The following is a 16124-nucleotide window of genomic DNA, read 5'->3' on the forward strand; positions in this document are numbered from 1 at the left end:
GTGGTCGGCCGTGCCGGGCGGCAGGTCGCGGCAGTGGCTCCAGCGGGCGACGGCGCAGGCCTGGCGCGGTGACAGACCGGAGCGGCAGGCGCCTGCGCATCGCCGCGCGGACGAGAGCAGGGAAGCCGTCGAGCGCGGAGGCAGCCCCGTGCACCAGGACCAGGGCGGCCGCGGGCGGCCGGCCCCTCATCGTGGCTGCGCGGGTGGTGCGTCCGGGCTGCGGAGCTTTCGTAGGTCTCCTCCCATTCTCCTGCGCCCATCCCGTACTTCCCTGACCGAGCGAGTGGAGTGACACGACCACCCTTCCCCAAGCCGCCCCCGCGCGTGTCGACCTGACCGCACTCGCCGACCTCGTCACCACGTGGGCGATCAGGGTCGCGGCGACACCGTGCGCACCGGGGAGCCCGCCTAATCCTCTGGTGCACGGCAGGTCACTGTGGCAGGACACCATGGAGGACTGCGAACTCGCCCGTTCCTACGCCGACTTGATGGCCGCGCACACGCGGTTCGCGGCACCGGAGGTCGTCGCGGCCCACGCCTGGCCCGAGCGCGGGCACGTGGTCGACGTCGGCGGCGGCTCCGGGTCCCTGCTCACCTGGGTGCTGGACGCCCCCCGGCAGTTGGACGACCTGGTGTCCCGCGCCGGGCTGGGGGTCACCGGCCGTCGCGTCACCGGGACCGGCATCCACCTGGTGAGCTGCGCGCCCGCCGGGTGACGGACGGACATACGGCGGTGGGCGGCACGGTTCCCCACCGTGCCGCCGGTCGCCGGGTTTCCCCGCGTTTCTAGGAGCGCGCCGCCAGACGCCACCCGCTCGCCCGTTCCCGCTCGCCCCAGAACGCCGCGTACCGGCCGCCGAGCGCGAGCAGTTCCTCGTGCGTCCCCTGCTCCACGATCCGCCCGCCCTCCAGGAACGCGATCACGTCGGCGCCGCGGATGGTGTCGAGGCGGTGGGCCACGACGAGGACCGTGGGGTCCGCGGTGAGTGCGCCCAGGGCCTGCTGGATCGCGGCCTCGTTCTCGGCGTCGAGCGCCGAGGTCGCCTCGTCGAGCAGGACGACCGGGGCCTGCTTGAGCAGGGCCCGGGCGAGGGAGATCCGCTGCCGCTCGCCGCCGGACAGGGCCGTGCCGCCCTCGCCGACGCGGGCGGCCCAGCCGTCCGGCAGCCTCTCGGTGATCTCGTCGACGCGGGCGATCCGCCCGGCCTCGCGCACCTCCTCGTCGGTGGCGTCCTCGCGTCCGGCGCGGATGTTCTCCTCGATCGTGCCCGCGAAGAGGTACACGTCCTGGAAGACCATGGCGAACCGTGACATCAGCTGGTCCGTCGTCAGGTCGCGGACATCCGTGCCGCCGACGCGGACCGTGCCCCCGGTGACGTCCCAGAAGCGGGCGATCAGGCGGGTCACCGTGGTCTTGCCGGAGCCGGAGGGGCCGACCAGCGCCACGGTGTGCCCGGCCGGGACGCGCAGGTCGAGCCCGTCGAGGACGGTGCGTCCGTCGCCGTAACCGAAGGAGACGCCGTCGAGTTCGATGCCGTACGTGTCCGGGAGCGGCGCCGGGGTCTCCGGCTGGGGCAGCGGATCGGCGGCGAGCACTTCGTCCAGGCGCTCCAGGGTGCCTCGGGCGATCCGCAGGGATCCGCCCAACTCGGCGGCGGCGCTCATGGGTTCGACGAAGCGCACGGCGAGCACCAGCACCGCGATCAGCTCACCCGCGCCGACCGATCCGTCGACCGCGAGGACCGTGCCGAGCAGCAGCACGCAGGTGAAGCAGAGTTGCACGGCGAGCGCGAAGCCCGCGATGCCGGGCACGCCCATGCGTACGGCGGCGCGCGCCTTCGCCCGCTGCTCGCGCAGGGCGGCATCCAGGAGTTCGTGGTCCTCGGCGGTTCGCCCGAAGGCGCGCAGCGCGGGCTGGTGGCGGGCGAACTCCACCAGCCGGTCCGCGGTCTCGGCGGCCGCGGCATGGGTCTGCCGGTCGACGCGGGCCATCAGCCGTCCGGACCAGCGGTACGCGACTGCCGCGACGGGTGCTGCCGCCAGCATGGCCAGGGCGAGCCGCCAGTCGAAGGCGAAGGTGGCCAGCACGACGACGGCGGGAGTGACGAAGGCGATGCACAGGGGGCGCAACAGGTTGGCCGCCGCGTTCATCACCTGGACCACACCCTGTCCCGCCAACTGCCCCAGTGCGCCGGTGCGTTCGCCGTCGAACCAGCCGAGCGGCAGCGCGACTACATGGTCACCGATGCGGTGGTGCAGCGTGCGCCCGAGATCGGCGCTGAAGCGGTTGCCGCGCACGGCCGCGGTGAACGCGACGGCTCCGTAGGCGGCGGTGGCCGCGGCGAGGGCGGCGACCCACGGCCAGGCCGCCCCCGGGTCGTCGCCGAGGAGCCGGGTGAGCAACGGCACCAGGAGCGCGTACGCCACTCCCTGGACGGCCGCGGCGGCGGCCGCCCAGAGGAGCACTCGGCGCAGCCCTTCCGTCTGTTCCCGTCCCAGTACGCGTGTCAGCAGCGCGTTCATCGCGCGGTTCCCTTCTGCTGGATGGCCCACATGCGTGCGTAACGGCCGTCCAGGGCCAGCAGTTCGGCGTGGGTGCCCTGTTCGGCGATGCGTCCGCCGTCGAGGACGACGATGTGGTCGGCGTCCCGTACGGTCGCGAGCCGGTGGGCGATGACCAGCAGGGTGCGGCCCGCCGCGAGGGCGGACAGGGCCTGCTGGACGGCGGCCTCGGACTCGGGGTCGGCGAAGGAGGTCGCCTCGTCGAGGACGAGGACGGGCGCGTCGGCGAGCAGTGCCCGGGCCACGGAGAGGCGCTGGGACTCGCCGCCGGAGAGCACCGCGTCCTCGCCGACCATCGAGTCGTAGCCGCGCGGCAGAGCGGTGACCCGCTCGTGGAGGTGCGCGGCACGCGCGGCCCGTTCCACGTCCGCGTCGTCGGCGTCCGGACGGCCGAGCCGGATGTTGTCGCGGACGCTGGTGCGCAGCAGGTGGGGTTCCTGGAAGACGAAGGAGACCTGCCGGTAGAGGTCGGCGGGGGCCATGTCCCGGACGTCCGTGCCGCCGATCCGTACCGTACCAGCGGTCGTGTCCCAGAAGCGGGGCACGAGCCGGGCGAGGGTGGACTTGCCCGAGCCGGAGGCGCCGACCAGGGCGGTGACGGTGCCGGGTCGCAGGGTCAGGTCGATGCCGCTCAGGATGTCCGTGGCGCCGTCGTAGCTGAAGCCGACGCCGGTCAGTTCGACCCGGCCGTCCGGTCCCGGGGATGTCGGCTCGGACGCCTCGGGCAGGGCGGGGGCGGCCAGCAGCGCGTGGATCTCACGGGCGCTCTGCAGGCCGCCCTGGACGGCGTGCCCGGACTGGGCGAGCCCCATGACGGAGCCGGTGAGGGCCGGTCCGAGCAGGACGAACGGCACGAGGTCGAGCGCGTCGGCCCAGCCCTGCGTGACGAAGAGGGTGCCGGCGGCCGTGGCGACGAGAAGGGCGGCCGGTCCGGAGAGCGCGAGCGCGGCCGACGTACTGGCCCGTGTCGTACTCATGATCCAGTCGCGGAAGAAGACGGTGAAGCTGTCGGCGGCGTCGTCGTAGGCACGATGGGCGCGGGAGGTACGGCCGTAGGCCTTGATCACCGTGATGCCGTGGACGAGTTCGACGACGGCCGCGTTGACGCCGCCCATCGCGCCGAAGAACCGTGCCGTCACCTCCTCGCCCCCGGACATGGCCTGCTTGAAGAACCAGCCGCCGAGCAGGAGCGGGAGCAGCGCGACGAGGGTGAGCCGCCAGTCCACGGTCAGCAGATAGACCAGAGCGGTCAGCGGCGCCACGATCGCGGCGGTCACCTCCAGCGCGGTGTGCGCGACCAGGTGGTGCAGCGTGGAGATGTTGTCGCCCGCCGCCTTCTTCACCTCACCCGAGCTGTTCTCGGTGAACCAGCCGAGCGGCAGTCGCCCCAGGCGCCGGGCGATTCGGCGGCGCAGCCCGAGCTGGAGGTCGGCGTCGGCGTGGTGGGTGAGGACGCCCGCGGTCGCGTACAGCACGAGCCGGGCCACCAGGGCGGCCACGGCGGTCCAGGCCGCGGCCCAGGCGCGGCTGGCGTCCGGGCCGCCGGACGCCAGCAGGGCGCGGGCCAGTTCGGCGACGGCGGTGAACGGGATCATCGAGCAGACCGCGGCGACCGCCTGGGCCACGATCGCGGCTATGAGCCGCCCTCGTACGGGGGCGAGGAGGTCACCGAGCCCCGGCGCCTTCGCAGCGGGGGCCTCGGGTGGGACAAGGACGTCAGAGGGGCTGTCAGGGGTGCCCTCTCGCGGGTCCGCGAGGGCCGCGCCGGTCATGAGTGATCCTCTCGGGTCAGGGGGGTGGTGCGCAGGACGGCGAAGTCGGGGGCGAGCGGGGTGCACACGAGTCCGGCGGCCGCGGCTTCCTCGGCCGGCGTCGCGATGCCGACACCGGACCAGGGCAGCGGCACGGTGTGTTCGCGGACGACCGTCTCCCCGTCGCGTACGCGGTAGGTGAGGGTCCAGCCGTCGTCGGCGCCCTCGCTCCAGGACTCGTGGTCCAGGTCGCCGACACGGCGGGTCGCCGGCCGCAGCGGGGCCCGGGTCGGGGGCGCGGTGCGGTCGAGGACGTCGACGACGGCCGGGGCGCCGGGCGCCAGGTGCTCACTCAGCGGACGCCACAGCGAGGCGCGTTCGGCGGGAGCGCGATGGCCGACGACGCCGAGGGCGACGGCCGCGCACAGCCGCCTCGGCAGCCGTGCGTCGCGGAGGGTGCCGGCGGTGACGGTGACGGTGACGCGGCCGGCGAGTGCGGGACGGCAGGCGAGCCGGGTGGACAGCGCGACGCGCATACCGGCGGACGGTTCCACCGCCAGCACCTGGGCACGGAGGACGGCGTCGGCGGCGACCTCGGTCGACAAACCGGTGCCCGCGCCGAGGTCGAGCAGGGGTCCGTGCCCGGGTTCGACGCCGTCCAGGGCCCTGTGCAGCAGCGGGCCGAGCCGCGCCCATGTGGGGGCGGCGAGCAGGGCGTAGAACTCGGCGGCGGCGCCGTAAAGGTCGCTCGTCGTGTCTGGATCGCTGGTCGTGTGAGGTTCGCTGGTACTCCGTGCTCCCCCCGATGAACGCACCGGGTCTTCCCCTCACGTGGCTCATGCACGGACGCCGGGCGGTGGGGCGCCCGGGGTATACAACGTAGACAACCTATCCAGCACGACAATCATTTTCAATAAGCCTGGCTGCACTTCACGCGATGCCTCGCCGCGGCGCCCCGGAACCCGACAGCGAACCGACAGAACGCGACAGCGAACCGACAGCCCCGCTTTACCCATGTCCCCCCGCGAAGCAGTCAGGATTTCGACGTTGCCTGAACAGCCGGTCCACAGGGGCCGTACCTCTCGGCAGATCACGAATCCCCGGAAGGAACGTCAGCATGACCAGCGAATCAGTTCAGCCGATGTCGGGACCGAGCCGCCGTGCCCTCGTGGCGGCGGTGGGCGCGGCAGGGCTCACCGTGGCGCTGACGGCGTGCGGATCAGGGGACGAGGCGTCCGATCCGTCCACCGAACAGGGCGCCGGCGGCGGCGCGACGAACGAGGAAAGCGGCTCGTCCACCGGAGCGGGAGCCGGTGATGCCGCGCTCGCGAAGACCACCGACATTCCCGTGGGAAGCGGCAAGATCTTCAAGGACGAGAAGGTCGTGGTCTCCCAGCCGACCGCGGGCGAGTACAAGGCGTTCTCGACGGTCTGCACCCACCGGGACTGTCCGATGGTGGACCTCAAGGACGACATCATCTCCTGCACCTGCCACGGCAGTCAGTTCTCCATCCTCGACGGCAGCGTGAAGAAGGACCCCGCGGTCAAACCGCTGGAGCCGAAGCAGATCACCGTGAACGGCGACTCCATCACGCTCGCCTGATCCCGCGCGGACGCGTCAGACACGCCAGGACCTCGTCCGTGGTCGCGACCGTGGCGACCAACGCGAGGGTGTTGCGGATCATCGCGGGGGTGTAGTCCGAGGGCACTCCCGCGATGGCGTCCGACGGGACGACGGCGGTGTAGCCGCGGTTCACGGCGTCGAACACGGCGTTGGGAACGGCCACGTTGGCCGAGACCCCGGTGACGATCAGCGTGCGGCAGCCGAGGTTGCGCAGCAGCGGGTCGACATCGGTGCCCTGGAGGGGCGACAGCCCGTGCAGGCGCCGTACGACGAGGTCTTCGTCGGCGACCTCGATCGGGGCCGCGACCCGCACCGCCGGTGTGCCGGACAACTGCTGGACGGGCAGGCGTTCGGCGGCCCGGAACAGGCGGGCGTTGCGGCTGGCCCCGCGGCCGTCGGGACGGCGCTCGGCGATGGCGTGGACGACCTGGACGCCACCTGCGTGCGCGGTGGCCACCAGTCGGGCGACGTTGGCGAGCATCCCGCCGGCGCGGGCTTCCGCGGCGAGTTCGGGCAGTGCGCTGTCCGCTCCGACGACGCCCTCCTGGCACTCGACGGTGAGCAGCACGGTGGTCCGCGGATCGAGGAGTTCGCTGAGCTCTGCGTACGCGGGCACGGTTCCCCCTGGGCGCCGGCGGCTGGGCGCGCGAGCGTAGCCACCATTGCGTAGGGACGGAAGAGAACCCATCCTTTTCTGACGTGATGTCAGAGGATCTCCTCTGGCACGACGTGAGAGAAGAAAGAGGGGGAGCATGACCGTCACTCAGCAGCGCCGGGGCCGGAAGATCATGATGACGCCCGGCGAGCTGGACGAATTCCTCGCCACACAGCGCACCTGCCGGGTCGCCACGGTGTCGTCCGACGGCGCCCCGCACGTGAGCACACTGTGGTTCGCCTGGGACGGCAGCTCGATGTGGCTGTACTCGGTCGTGCGCAGTAAACGGTGGACCGACCTGCGGCGCGATCCGCGGGTGGCGATCGTCGTCGACACCGGCGAGGAGTACGACGAGCTGCGCGGCGTGGAGCTCTCGGGCGCCGTCGAGTTCGTGGGCGAGATCCCGCGCACCGGCGAGCTGCGCGCCGAACTCGACGTCCCGGAGACGCTGTTCGCCCGGAAGAACTTCGGCCTGGAGGAGATGCCGCACGACGGGCGGCACGCCTGGCTGCGTCTGACGCCGCAGAAGATCGTCTCCTGGGACTTCCGCAAGCTGGCGGCGCAGTAGGTGAGACGCCCCCGGCTCCGCCCCGCGCCGGGGCGCTGCGCCGGGCGGCCCCGGCACTCGCCGCGGCCCGGGCTCAGCCGAGGCTCTCCCCCGCCGCCTGAAGGGCCTTCACCGCGGCCCGGATCGACGGGCGGCGGTCGGCGTCCGCCCGCCAGACCACGTACACGTGCCGCCGGACCCGCTGCCTGACGGGGACGGTCACGACCCCGGCGGGCACGGGACGGCGGCCGAGCAGCGGGGCGATGCACACACCGAGGCCCGCGGCGACCAGCGCGAGCTGGGTGTGGGTCTCGGCGGCGCGGTGACCCACGAGCGGCTCGATGCCCTTCGAGCGGAGCGTGAACATCAGCCACTCGTGGCAGAACTCGCCCTCTCCCCAGGTGATCCACTCGTCGTCGACGAACTCCGCCAGGTCCACCTCGTCACGCCCGGCAAGCCGGTGGTCCGCGGGCATGGCCACATCGGCGGGGTCGTCCATGATCGGCGCCTTGACCAGGCCGTCGGGCAGCGCCATCGGCTTGTTGTACCAGTCGAGCACCACGGCGAGGTCGAGGTCGCCGCGCACCACCCCGGCGAGGGCGGCCTCCGGTTCCAGCTCGCAGGAGCGCAGCCGGAGCGCCGGATGCCGCTCGCGCAGCGCGGACAGCGCGAGCGGCAACAGGCCACGGGCGGCCGTCGGGAACGCCGACAGTCTCAGCTCGCCGACGACCTGCCCACGCTGTGCCTCCAGGTCGGACTGGGCGAGTTCGACCTGGGACAGGATGCGCGCGGCGTGCTCGGCGAGCAGCCGGCCCGCGTCGGTGAGCCGCACGCCCCGGCCGTTCTTGGCGAGGAGCTGCTGCCCGACCTCCCGCTCCAGCTTGGACAGCTGCTGGGAGACGGCGGACGTCGTGATGTGCAGCCCCTCGGCCGCACCGCTGACCGAGCCGTGCCGGGCGAGGGCGTCGAGAGTGCGCAGGCGCTCCAGGTTCAACATGTAAGCAATACTACGCAATACCGGGTGCGAAATCTCGATTGTGCTACGAGGTTCTCGCCCGGCATCGTGGCTTCCATGACCACCGTCACCACTCCCAACCGGGTCACCACCCCCTCGAGCGACCGCCCCCGCCGCCGCCTCGACTGGCGTCTCCGCTTCGCCGCCCTGTCCCTGATCTGGGGCTTCAGCTTCCTCCTCATCAAGGTGGGCACCGAAGGGTACGCGCCGTTCCAAGTCACGCTCGGCCGACTGGTGTTCGGCACGGCGGTGCTGGCCGCCGCGATGGCGGTGCGCCGCGAGCGACTGCCGCACGGGGCGCGCACCTGGGGGCATCTGACGGTCGCCGCGTTCCTGCTCAACGCCCTGCCGTTCTCGCTGTTCGCGTACGCCGAGCTGACCATCCCGTCCACTCTGGCGGGCATCTGCAACGCGACCTCGCCGCTGTGGGGCATGGCGCTGTCGCTGGTCGCCCTGTCGGAGGACCGCCCGACCAGGGTGCGGGTCGCCGGGCTCGGGCTCGGCTTCCTCGGGGTGCTCACGGTGCTCGGTGCCTGGCAGGGCTTCCACGGCCTGGACGCCACCGGCACGGCGCTGGCCCTGCTGGCCTCCCTCAGCTACCCGGTCGGCTGGATCTACGTCCGCCGCACCCTGGCCGGCACCAGCCACTCGCACCTGTCGATGACCGGCGCGCAACTGCTCATCGCCACGGTCCAACTGGCCGTAGTCACCCCGCTGTTCACCACCCTGCCCACCAGCCTGTCCGTCGGCCCGCTGCTGGCGATCGCCGCCCTGGGCGCACTGGGCACGGGCCTCGCCGTCCTCCTCCAGTACGGCCTGGTCGCCGAGGTCGGACCGACGACCGCCCAGATGGTCACGTACTTCATCCCGGTCATCGCCACGGCCGCGGGCGTCGCACTCCTCGGCGAGTCGCTCACCTGGTCGACCCCGGTCGGGGCGGTGATCGTCCTGATCGGCGCGGCACTTACGCAGGTCCGGCCGAAGGCTCGGGAGTAGAGGTCCGCTACGCGTGATGGCCCGGCCGGACCGCTACGCCCGAGCCCCTGGCGGCCCCTCTACGCCCGATGCCCCCGACCGAACCTCCCCGCCCGACGCCCCCGACCGGACCGATTCGGCAGACGCCTCGGACGCAGGCTCCGGCGGATGCCTCGGGCGTCGCGGCTCCGCCGAACCTCGGACCTGGGAGGTTCGCGGACGTCACGGAGACAACCGGTGCGAGGACGCCGCCGCCCCGGCCGGCTCACGGACGCCCGCGGACGAAGCCGGTTCGAGGACACCTCGGACACAGCCGGTTCACGAACACCGCAGACGAACCCGGTTCGAGGAGGCCGCCTCGGACACAGCCAGTTCACGGACACCGCGACCCCACCCCGAAAGCCTCAGACGTAACTCCGCGCCGGAGCCGGCCCAAGGGCCGAGGCGATCGCGTCGGCGAGCACCTCGGTCTCGTCCTCGGCGAGTGTCGAGACGGTGACCCGGATGCCGGGCGGTGCGCTCAGCCGGAAGCGGGCGCCGGGGACGACGGCCCAGCCGGCGTGCAGCAGCCGCGCGACGGCGCCGGTCTCGTCCGGCACGGGAACCCACACGTTCATACCGCTGCGCCCGTGCGCCACCACACCGCGCCGGCCGAGCGCGTCGACCAGCGCGCCTCGGCGCTTCCCGTACGCCGCCGCCACCGCACGCGTGTCCACCGCCCCGTCGACCCACAGCCGCACCAGCGCCCGCTGCATCAGCCGGCTCACCCAGCCGGGCCCGAGCCGCTGCCGGCCGCGGACCCGGTCGACGGTGACGGCGTCCCCGGTGAGCAGGGCGAGGCGCAGATCGGGTCCGTAGGCCTTGGCGGCCGAACGCACGAACGCCCAGTGCCGGGTGGCGCCGGCCAGGGGATTCAGGGGCACGTCGACGATGCCGTGTCCGTGGTCGTCCTCGATGAGCAGGGTCTCCGGGTGCTCCCGGAGCACGGACCGCAGGGCACGCGCGCGCGTGGCGCTCACCGCGGCGCCGGTCGGGTTCTGCGCCCGGTCCGTGACGATCAGGGCACGCGCCCCGGCCGCCAGGGCACGGCGTACGTCGTCGGCGTACGGCCCCTCGTCGTCGAGGCCGACGGGGACGGTCCGCAGCCCGAGCGCCGGGACGAGGTCGAGGGTCCTGCCCCAGCCGGGGTCCTCGACGGCGACGGTGTCGCCGGGCTTGAGATGGGCCGCCAGGACCCGCTCCACGGCGTCGAGCGCTCCGGAGACCACGACGAGCGGCCCTTCCGGCACGCCGTCGGCGTCGAACCCGTCCCGGGCGATCCGGGCCAGCTCGGGATCCACGGGCTCCTCGCCGTACAGGACCGGAGCACGGTCGCCCTCGGCGGCGGCCGCCGCGAACGCCTCCGCGAAGGCCGGCAGCAGGGCCGGGTCCGGATTGCCGCTGGACACGTCGCGCACGCCTTCGGGGACGTCGACCCTGATGTGGTCCCGCCCGGTCGTGGCCGGCGCGGGCCGCACCCGGCTGCCGCGCCGGCCCGCGGTCTCGATGACCCCGCGCTCGCGCAGCGTCCGGTACGCGGCCGCGACCGTGTTGGGATTCACCCCCAACCGCTCCGCCAACTCCCGCATGGGCGGCAGCAGTTGGCCAGGCTTCAGCTCACCGCTCCCCACCGCCCCCTCGATGCTCGCGGAGATGTCCGCTGCACGACGCCCGCTGATCCGATACTCTCCTAGCACAAACCCAATTATGCACTAGAGCAATGGAGAGCGCCATGCAGGGGACCATGCCGACGCCGTCGCAACCCGCCGCCTACGCCCCCACCGACCGCACCGTCCCCACCCGCTCGGCGGACCGGGCCTCGTACGACAAGGAACTGGTGCACTCGATACTCGACGAGGCCTACGTCTGCCATCTGGGCTTCGTCCGCGACGGCGCGCCGGTGGTGCTGCCCACGCTGTACGCCCGGCTCGGCGAGCGGCTCTACGTGCACGGCTCGACGGGCTCGCGCCCGCTGCGGGCGGCCGGCCAGGCAGACCCGGGTCTGCCGGTCTGCCTGACCGTCACGCACGTCGACGGACTGGTCCTGGCCCGCTCGGCCTTCCACCACTCGATCAACTACCGCTCCGTGGTGGTGCACGGCGTCGCCCACGACGTGACGGACCCCGACGAGAAGCGGCAGGCCATGGACGCGCTGGTCGACCACGTCGTGCCGGGCCGTTCCGCCGACTCGCGGCCCGCCAACAAGAAGGAGCTGGCCGCCACCGCCGTGATCCGCCTGGACCTGAACGAGGTCTCCGCCAAGCTCCGCACCGGCGGCGTGAACGACGAACCGGAGGACCTCGGCCTTCCGCACTGGGCCGGTGTGGTCCCGGTGCGCAAGACCTACGGCGCTCCGATCGCCGACCCGGACCTGGCCCCCGGCACGGAACTGCCCGACTATCTGAAGGCCTTGTGATGGTCGGCCCTCAGGGGCGCAGGGCTGTGCTGATATGCGGCTCCGCCCGCGCACCCCGCGCCTCCCCCGCCGCCAGCCCCACGACCGACCCGAGCATCAGCAGGGTTCCGGCCGCCGTCGCCACCGTGAGGTGCTCACCGAGCAGGACGACGGCCAGCACCGCCGCGCTCACCGGCTCCAGCAGCATGATCACCGAGACGGTGGCCGACCGTACGACGGCCGCGCCCGCGAAGTAGAGGCCGTAGGCGAGGGCCGTGGGAACGGCGGCGACGTACGCCAGCAGGACCAGGACCCGGCCGGGTTCCTCGGTGTGCGGCAGCAGCCCCTCGGCCAGGGCGAACGGCAACAGGCACAGGCTCGTGACGGCGAAGGCCCAGACGGTCGTCCGGGAGGCGTCGGCCTCGCCGTCGCGGCCCCACCGGCGGGTGAGCAGCGTCATCACGCTGTACCCGGCCGCGGACAGCAGCGCGAGCAGTACACCCCACGGGCGCACGGTCGTGACCCCGCCGCCGAGGACGAGGACCGCGAGCCCGGCGAGGGCACCCGCCACGGCGGCGGTTCCGCCCCGGCCGAGGCGCTCGGCGAGCGTCAGTCGGGCGCCGAGCGCGATGAGCACGGGCCCGGCGCCCAGGGTGACGACCGTGGCGACGGCGAGGCCGGTGGCGGAGACGGCCGCGAAGTAGGCCGTCTGGAACACCGCGAGCCCGAGTCCGGTGACCCCGGCCCGCAGCGCCCGCCGGCCCAGCGGCTCACGTACGGCGGCCTGGGCGCGCGGCCGGACGAGACGGACGGCGAGCAGCAGCACGAGTCCGGCGGCGCAGCGCCAGAAGGAGAGGGCGACGGGCCCCACGTCACTGGCCTGGTAGACCAGTGACGCGGCCGCGCCCGCGGTGCCCCAGGCGACACCGGCAACGATCAGATAGAGGAGGCCTCGCCCTACGGGCAGGCCGGAGGCAGTGTTCGACACGTGTTCTCTCCGCAGACGCGCACGGCGCGCCGCGCGGTATCGGCGGCGGGTGCGCGGAAGTTCGGGAAGGGCCCCGGATCACGTCGGATCAGCGGGGTCCGCGGACTTCGTCTGCGGGCTGCACCGTTCGGCCCGGCGGTGACACGCCGGGCGCGGTTTCCGGAGGGCCCGCCTCAGGCGGCCGGAGGCGGAAGAACGAGCGCGTTCGAAGACATGATCGGCACCCTATGCGGCCCTTCCGGGCCGGGACAACTTCCTTTCCGGGCCACCGCTCGCCACCGGCTGTCCGGAGCCCCTCGCGGGCGTCGAGGACTGTGCGATGAACGCGCCCACCAGCACGATCACACCTCCGGCGAGCTGCGGCGCCGACAGGTGCTCGCCCAGCAGGATCCAGGCCAGGACGGTGGCGACGACCGCTTCGAGACAGGCCACGACACCGGCGACCTGCGGGGAGAGCCGGCGCACGGCGAGCACTCCGGTGACGTACGCGACGACCGTGGCGACGAGGACGATCCAGGCCAGCAGGGCGACCGCGGCGACGGGTGTGCCGTCCATGCGCGCGGTGCCCGTGAGCACGGACCAGTCCATGCCCCAGGGCCGGGCGACGACGGTCAGCACGGCCGCGCCGACGAGCAGGCCGTAGGCGATGACACCGAGCGGGTCGGGCGCCTCGTCCCCGGCGTCGCTGCCCTGGTCGGAGAGGACGAAGTAGCCGACCTGGCAGCAGGCCGCGCCGAGTGCGAGCAGCAGCCCCAGGGCGTCGAAGCCGAGCCCCGACCACACCTCGACGACACACGCGAGCCCGCCGACCGCGAGGACGACACCGACCGCCGCGGCACGCGTCACGGGCCGCCGCTGCACGAACCGCACCCAGCCCAGCACGAGGGCGGGCGCCAGGTACTCGATGAGCAGCGCCACCCCGACGGGGATGCGGGAGAGGGCGGCGAAGTAGCAGGCCTGGACACCGGCGACGGCCAGCAGCCCGAACCCGGCGAGCAGTCCGGGGCGGCGGCGCAGCAGCGCGCGGTGGCGCACGGCGAGCGGCAGCATCACCAGGGCAGCCCCGGCGACGCGCAGCCACACCACGTGCAGCGGGTCCAGGCCCGCCTCGATCAGCGGCTTGGCCGCGACACCGGATCCGCCGAAGGCGACCGCGGACAGGATCGCGAGGCCGAGGCCCAGGCCCTTGCCGTGCCTGCTGGGGCTGCTGTCAGACGTACGCACCGGCACATGATGACAGGCCATGACAGGAGCGTCATCCCTTATGGCACCTGTCTCACTGCCTGGACGCGGCGAGCGGCTCCACAACGGACCGGTCAGTAAGCGGATTCACCGCCTCTGGCACACTCCTGGGGCCGGTCGACGCGCTCCTGATACCGGTCGGCGCGCCCCTGATGCCAGTCGGCGCGCCCCTGATGCCGGTCGGACCAGCCGTCGAGCCGGGCGAGCACCTCGTGCGGGTCGATCCCGGCGCGGTGGAACACCTCGACCGCGCGCGCCTGCGAGTCGACGACGATGGCCGCGAGCAGGTCGACGCCGCGGGCCGCTCCGCCGTGCCGGGCGGCGCGTTCACAGGCGTACTCCATCGAGGCCGCGGCCAGCGGCGAGAAGCCCGCGGTCTCCGTCACGACGGGGACGGCGCCGGAGTCCTCGACGCCGCTCTGCCAGCGCAGGCCGTAGCCGATGCTGCGCTGCACGAGATAGCCGAGCAGCCGCACGATCTGCGGCCCGTCGCCGACGACGGCACGCGCCTCGGGGTCGGTCTCCAGCAGCGAGTGGAGCAGATGGGCCGTGTCGATCTGCCGGTCCCCGTCCCTGACCGCCCTGCGGCGGGCACCGGTGACCGCCGATGCCAGCTCGGCACTGAGCCTGGCATCGTTCTCCACGCGGTGGATGCCCTGCTCATGGGCCGACTGGCGGGGGATACGGGGTTGCACACCCCCTACCCCATCAGTCCCGGGAGCCCGGGTCATCCTCGGAGGGAAGCATCTTCGCGTCCCACGGGAAGTGGACATCGCCGGCCGGAATCTCCTCCTTACGGAGGACATCAGGCTGTTTCACCCGGCGATCCGGCACGGCTGACAGTTCGTCAGTATTGAACATTGGTGCCGTCACGGCTACGTTCCGCGACAACCAGCCCGACGTGAAGAGGTGGTCGCATGGCCGAAGTCAGCGCGGAGGCACGCATCGGGGCACCGGCCGAGAAGGTGTGGGCCAGACTCACGGACTGGCCGGGGTACGGCGAGTGGAACGCGACCCACACGAGCTTCCCGGCGGGCGGCCCCGAACCCCTCGAAGTGGGCGCGACGTTCCAGGAGAACATGCGGCTCATGAACTTCCCGGCCGAGGTGGACTGGACCGTCGAGGCACTGGAACCGGCCCGGCTGCTCGCCATCCGCGGCAAGGGCCCGATGGGCGTGATCGTCGCGACGCGCTACACCCTCACGCCCGACGGCGACGCGACGACGGTGCGTATCGACGGCGAGTTCACGGGCGCGACGGTGTCGCTGATGGCGGGCAAGCTCAAGGACTCGGCCACGGCCGCCCTGAACGAGTCGCTGCGCAGGCTGGACGGTCTGGTGGCCTGACACCCCGGGTGCCGTCGACGAACACGCCCCCGGCACAAGCCGAGGCGCCCCGTGGATCACTCCAAGGGGCGCCTGCTCATCTGTCCTCGTCAGTCCTCGTCAGTCCTCGTCAGTCCTCGTCAGTCCTCGTCGGCGAGGATCAGATACAGCTTCTTGCGGGCTTCGTTGATGACGCCGAGCGCCTTCTCCCGCTGCTCCTTGCTGCCGGTCTTCCAGACCTGGCCGAAGGCCTCCATGAGACCGAAGCCGGCCTGACGGATCTCGCCGAGAGCCTCCCAGTCGACCCCGCGGGAGGCCTCCTCCCAGGGCACCTCGGGCCCCTCTTCGGCCGCGGCACGGCCCGCCTCGGTGAGCGAGAACAGCTTCTTGCCGCCCTCGGACTCACTCACGATCAGCCCCTCGTCCTCCAGTAGCTGGAGGGTGGGGTACACCGAGCCGGGACTGGGCTTCCACGCCCCGCCGCTGCGCTCGGCGATCTCCTGGATCATCTCGTAGCCGTGCATCGGCCGGTCCTTCAGCAGGGCCAGGATCGAGGCCCGTACGTCACCGCGCCGCGCCCTCCCCCTCGGCCCGCCACGCCCTCGTCCGCCCCAGGGCCCGGGACCGAACCCCGGACCACCGGGCCCGCCCCAGCCGGGACCACCCGGCCCGAAAGGCCCGAAGGCCGCACGCAGCCCCTCGAAACCGCCCCGGCCGTGACGGGGTCCGCCGTGGCCATGCCCGTGCTCGAATCCGTGAGTACGCATCGCAAACACTCTCCATTCCATCGTTGATCTGTCGCGATACCTCAACGATATATCGCTACCGATCGCATGGCAAGACCCGGATCGATCGGGTCCTGCTGTCCTGTCGGACTGCTCTCGCGTCGAAGAACCCGCCGGGGAACTGGTGGAGCGTGGCTACGGCTGCGGTGTCGGCCTGCTGCGAGAGAAGGGGACCCTCATGGCTCTTGACCTTGCCCAAAGGTGAAGGCCCACAGTGTCTG

16 protein-coding genes are annotated in these 16124 nt (G+C 72.8%); 6 read left to right on the plus strand and 10 right to left on the minus strand.

The window, feature by feature from the left end; translation table 11 throughout:
- Positions 1-419: 419 nt before the first annotated feature.
- Positions 420-716: a methyltransferase gene (locus PV963_RS07540; RefSeq protein WP_274814866.1), complete on the plus strand. Its 297-nt coding sequence runs from the start codon at positions 420-422 to the stop codon at positions 714-716.
- A 70-nt stretch (positions 717-786) separates the two neighbouring features.
- Here PV963_RS07540 and PV963_RS07545 read toward each other — a convergent pair whose 3' ends face one another.
- Genes PV963_RS07545 through PV963_RS07555 form a run of 3 tightly spaced genes read right to left on the minus strand, consistent with a single transcriptional unit; the run spans position 787 to position 5128 of the window.
- Positions 787-2523 (minus strand): ABC transporter ATP-binding protein, encoded by a 1737-nt coding sequence (locus PV963_RS07545; RefSeq protein ID WP_274814867.1) that lies wholly within the window; start codon positions 2521-2523, stop codon positions 787-789.
- Positions 2520-4334: an ABC transporter ATP-binding protein gene (locus tag PV963_RS07550; RefSeq protein WP_274814868.1), complete on the minus strand. Its 1815-nt coding sequence runs from the start codon at positions 4332-4334 to the stop codon at positions 2520-2522. The genes PV963_RS07545 and PV963_RS07550 overlap by 4 nt, the downstream gene beginning before the upstream one ends.
- Positions 4331-5128, minus strand: a complete 798-nt coding sequence (locus PV963_RS07555) for a class I SAM-dependent methyltransferase (RefSeq protein ID WP_274814869.1) — start codon at positions 5126-5128, stop codon at positions 4331-4333. The genes PV963_RS07550 and PV963_RS07555 overlap by 4 nt, the downstream gene beginning before the upstream one ends.
- A 302-nt stretch (positions 5129-5430) precedes the next feature.
- On the opposite strand from PV963_RS07555, the gene PV963_RS07560 reads away from it, so the two are divergent.
- A complete protein-coding gene (locus PV963_RS07560; protein WP_274814870.1) occupies positions 5431-5916 on the plus strand; it encodes a Rieske (2Fe-2S) protein in 486 nt (161 codons plus the stop codon).
- On the opposite strand, the gene PV963_RS07565 is transcribed toward PV963_RS07560, so the two are convergent.
- On the minus strand, positions 5903-6553 hold the full coding sequence (locus tag PV963_RS07565; RefSeq protein WP_274814871.1) for a cysteine hydrolase: 651 nt from the start codon (positions 6551-6553) through the stop codon (positions 5903-5905). The two genes, PV963_RS07560 and PV963_RS07565, sit on opposite strands and share 14 nt — an antisense overlap.
- A gap of 136 nt (positions 6554-6689) precedes the next feature.
- On the opposite strand from PV963_RS07565, the gene PV963_RS07570 reads away from it, so the two are divergent.
- Positions 6690-7160 (plus strand): pyridoxamine 5'-phosphate oxidase family protein, encoded by a 471-nt coding sequence (locus PV963_RS07570; protein ID WP_274814872.1) that lies wholly within the window; start codon positions 6690-6692, stop codon positions 7158-7160.
- A 73-nt stretch (positions 7161-7233) separates the two neighbouring features.
- Here PV963_RS07570 and PV963_RS07575 read toward each other — a convergent pair whose 3' ends face one another.
- Entirely contained in the window at positions 7234-8136 is a 903-nt protein-coding gene (locus PV963_RS07575) for a LysR family transcriptional regulator (protein WP_274814873.1), read from the minus strand.
- A gap of 75 nt (positions 8137-8211) precedes the next feature.
- On the opposite strand from PV963_RS07575, the gene PV963_RS07580 reads away from it, so the two are divergent.
- Positions 8212-9150 (plus strand): DMT family transporter, encoded by a 939-nt coding sequence (locus PV963_RS07580; RefSeq protein WP_274814874.1) that lies wholly within the window; start codon positions 8212-8214, stop codon positions 9148-9150.
- 383 nt (positions 9151-9533) lie between these two features.
- Here the strand turns inward: PV963_RS07580 and PV963_RS07585 are convergent, their stop codons facing one another.
- Entirely contained in the window at positions 9534-10865 is a 1332-nt protein-coding gene (locus PV963_RS07585) for an aminotransferase class I/II-fold pyridoxal phosphate-dependent enzyme (RefSeq protein ID WP_274814875.1), read from the minus strand.
- A gap of 35 nt (positions 10866-10900) precedes the next feature.
- Here PV963_RS07585 and PV963_RS07590 point away from each other — a divergent pair, with 35 nt between their 5' ends.
- Positions 10901-11584, plus strand: coding sequence for a pyridoxamine 5'-phosphate oxidase family protein (locus tag PV963_RS07590; protein ID WP_274814876.1), 684 nt, complete (start codon positions 10901-10903; stop codon positions 11582-11584).
- Between the two features lie 10 nt (positions 11585-11594).
- Here PV963_RS07590 and PV963_RS07595 read toward each other — a convergent pair whose 3' ends face one another.
- The 3 genes from PV963_RS07595 to PV963_RS07605 all read right to left on the minus strand — a co-directional run bounded on the left by PV963_RS07595 (position 11595) and on the right by PV963_RS07605 (position 14488).
- Positions 11595-12551 carry a DMT family transporter gene (locus PV963_RS07595; RefSeq protein WP_274814877.1) on the minus strand — a complete coding sequence of 319 codons (957 nt, stop codon included), beginning with the start codon at positions 12549-12551 and terminating at the stop codon, positions 11595-11597.
- A 225-nt stretch (positions 12552-12776) separates the two neighbouring features.
- The gene (locus tag PV963_RS07600) at positions 12777-13781 is read right to left on the minus strand and encodes an EamA family transporter (protein ID WP_274821964.1); all 1005 of its coding nucleotides are present in this window, start codon (positions 13779-13781) and stop codon (positions 12777-12779) included.
- An 86-nt stretch (positions 13782-13867) separates the two neighbouring features.
- Positions 13868-14488, minus strand: a complete 621-nt coding sequence (locus tag PV963_RS07605) for a Clp protease N-terminal domain-containing protein (protein WP_274814878.1) — start codon at positions 14486-14488, stop codon at positions 13868-13870.
- Positions 14489-14710: 222 nt separating this feature from the next.
- Between PV963_RS07605 and PV963_RS07610 the strand changes: the two genes are divergently transcribed.
- Positions 14711-15139 (plus strand): type II toxin-antitoxin system Rv0910 family toxin, encoded by a 429-nt coding sequence (locus tag PV963_RS07610; RefSeq protein WP_274814879.1) that lies wholly within the window; start codon positions 14711-14713, stop codon positions 15137-15139.
- Between the two features lie 119 nt (positions 15140-15258).
- Here the strand turns inward: PV963_RS07610 and PV963_RS07615 are convergent, their stop codons facing one another.
- The gene (locus PV963_RS07615) at positions 15259-15885 is read right to left on the minus strand and encodes a PadR family transcriptional regulator (RefSeq protein WP_274814880.1); all 627 of its coding nucleotides are present in this window, start codon (positions 15883-15885) and stop codon (positions 15259-15261) included.
- Positions 15886-16124: the final 239 nt, after the last annotated feature.

This window comes from Streptomyces coeruleorubidus (assembly GCF_028885415.1).
Lineage (GTDB): Bacteria > Actinomycetota > Actinomycetes > Streptomycetales > Streptomycetaceae > Streptomyces > Streptomyces coeruleorubidus_A.

What these genes read in the sequence shown, in the direction of transcription:
- PV963_RS07545 (WP_274814867.1), bottom strand. Translation starts at nt 2,523, where the DNA reads ATGAACGCGCTGCTGACACGCGTACTGGGACGGGAACAGACGGAAGGG.
- PV963_RS07550 (WP_274814868.1), bottom strand. Translation starts at nt 4,334, where the DNA reads ATGACCGGCGCGGCCCTCGCGGACCCGCGAGAGGGCACCCCTGACAGC.
- PV963_RS07560 (WP_274814870.1), top strand. Translation starts at nt 5,431, where the DNA reads ATGACCAGCGAATCAGTTCAGCCGATGTCGGGACCGAGCCGCCGTGCC.
- PV963_RS07570 (WP_274814872.1), top strand. Translation starts at nt 6,690, where the DNA reads ATGACCGTCACTCAGCAGCGCCGGGGCCGGAAGATCATGATGACGCCC.
- PV963_RS07575 (WP_274814873.1), bottom strand. Translation starts at nt 8,136, where the DNA reads ATGTTGAACCTGGAGCGCCTGCGCACTCTCGACGCCCTCGCCCGGCAC.
- PV963_RS07580 (WP_274814874.1), top strand. Translation starts at nt 8,212, where the DNA reads ATGACCACCGTCACCACTCCCAACCGGGTCACCACCCCCTCGAGCGAC.
- PV963_RS07590 (WP_274814876.1), top strand. Translation starts at nt 10,901, where the DNA reads ATGCAGGGGACCATGCCGACGCCGTCGCAACCCGCCGCCTACGCCCCC.
- PV963_RS07610 (WP_274814879.1), top strand. Translation starts at nt 14,711, where the DNA reads ATGGCCGAAGTCAGCGCGGAGGCACGCATCGGGGCACCGGCCGAGAAG.
- PV963_RS07615 (WP_274814880.1), bottom strand. Translation starts at nt 15,885, where the DNA reads ATGCGTACTCACGGATTCGAGCACGGGCATGGCCACGGCGGACCCCGT.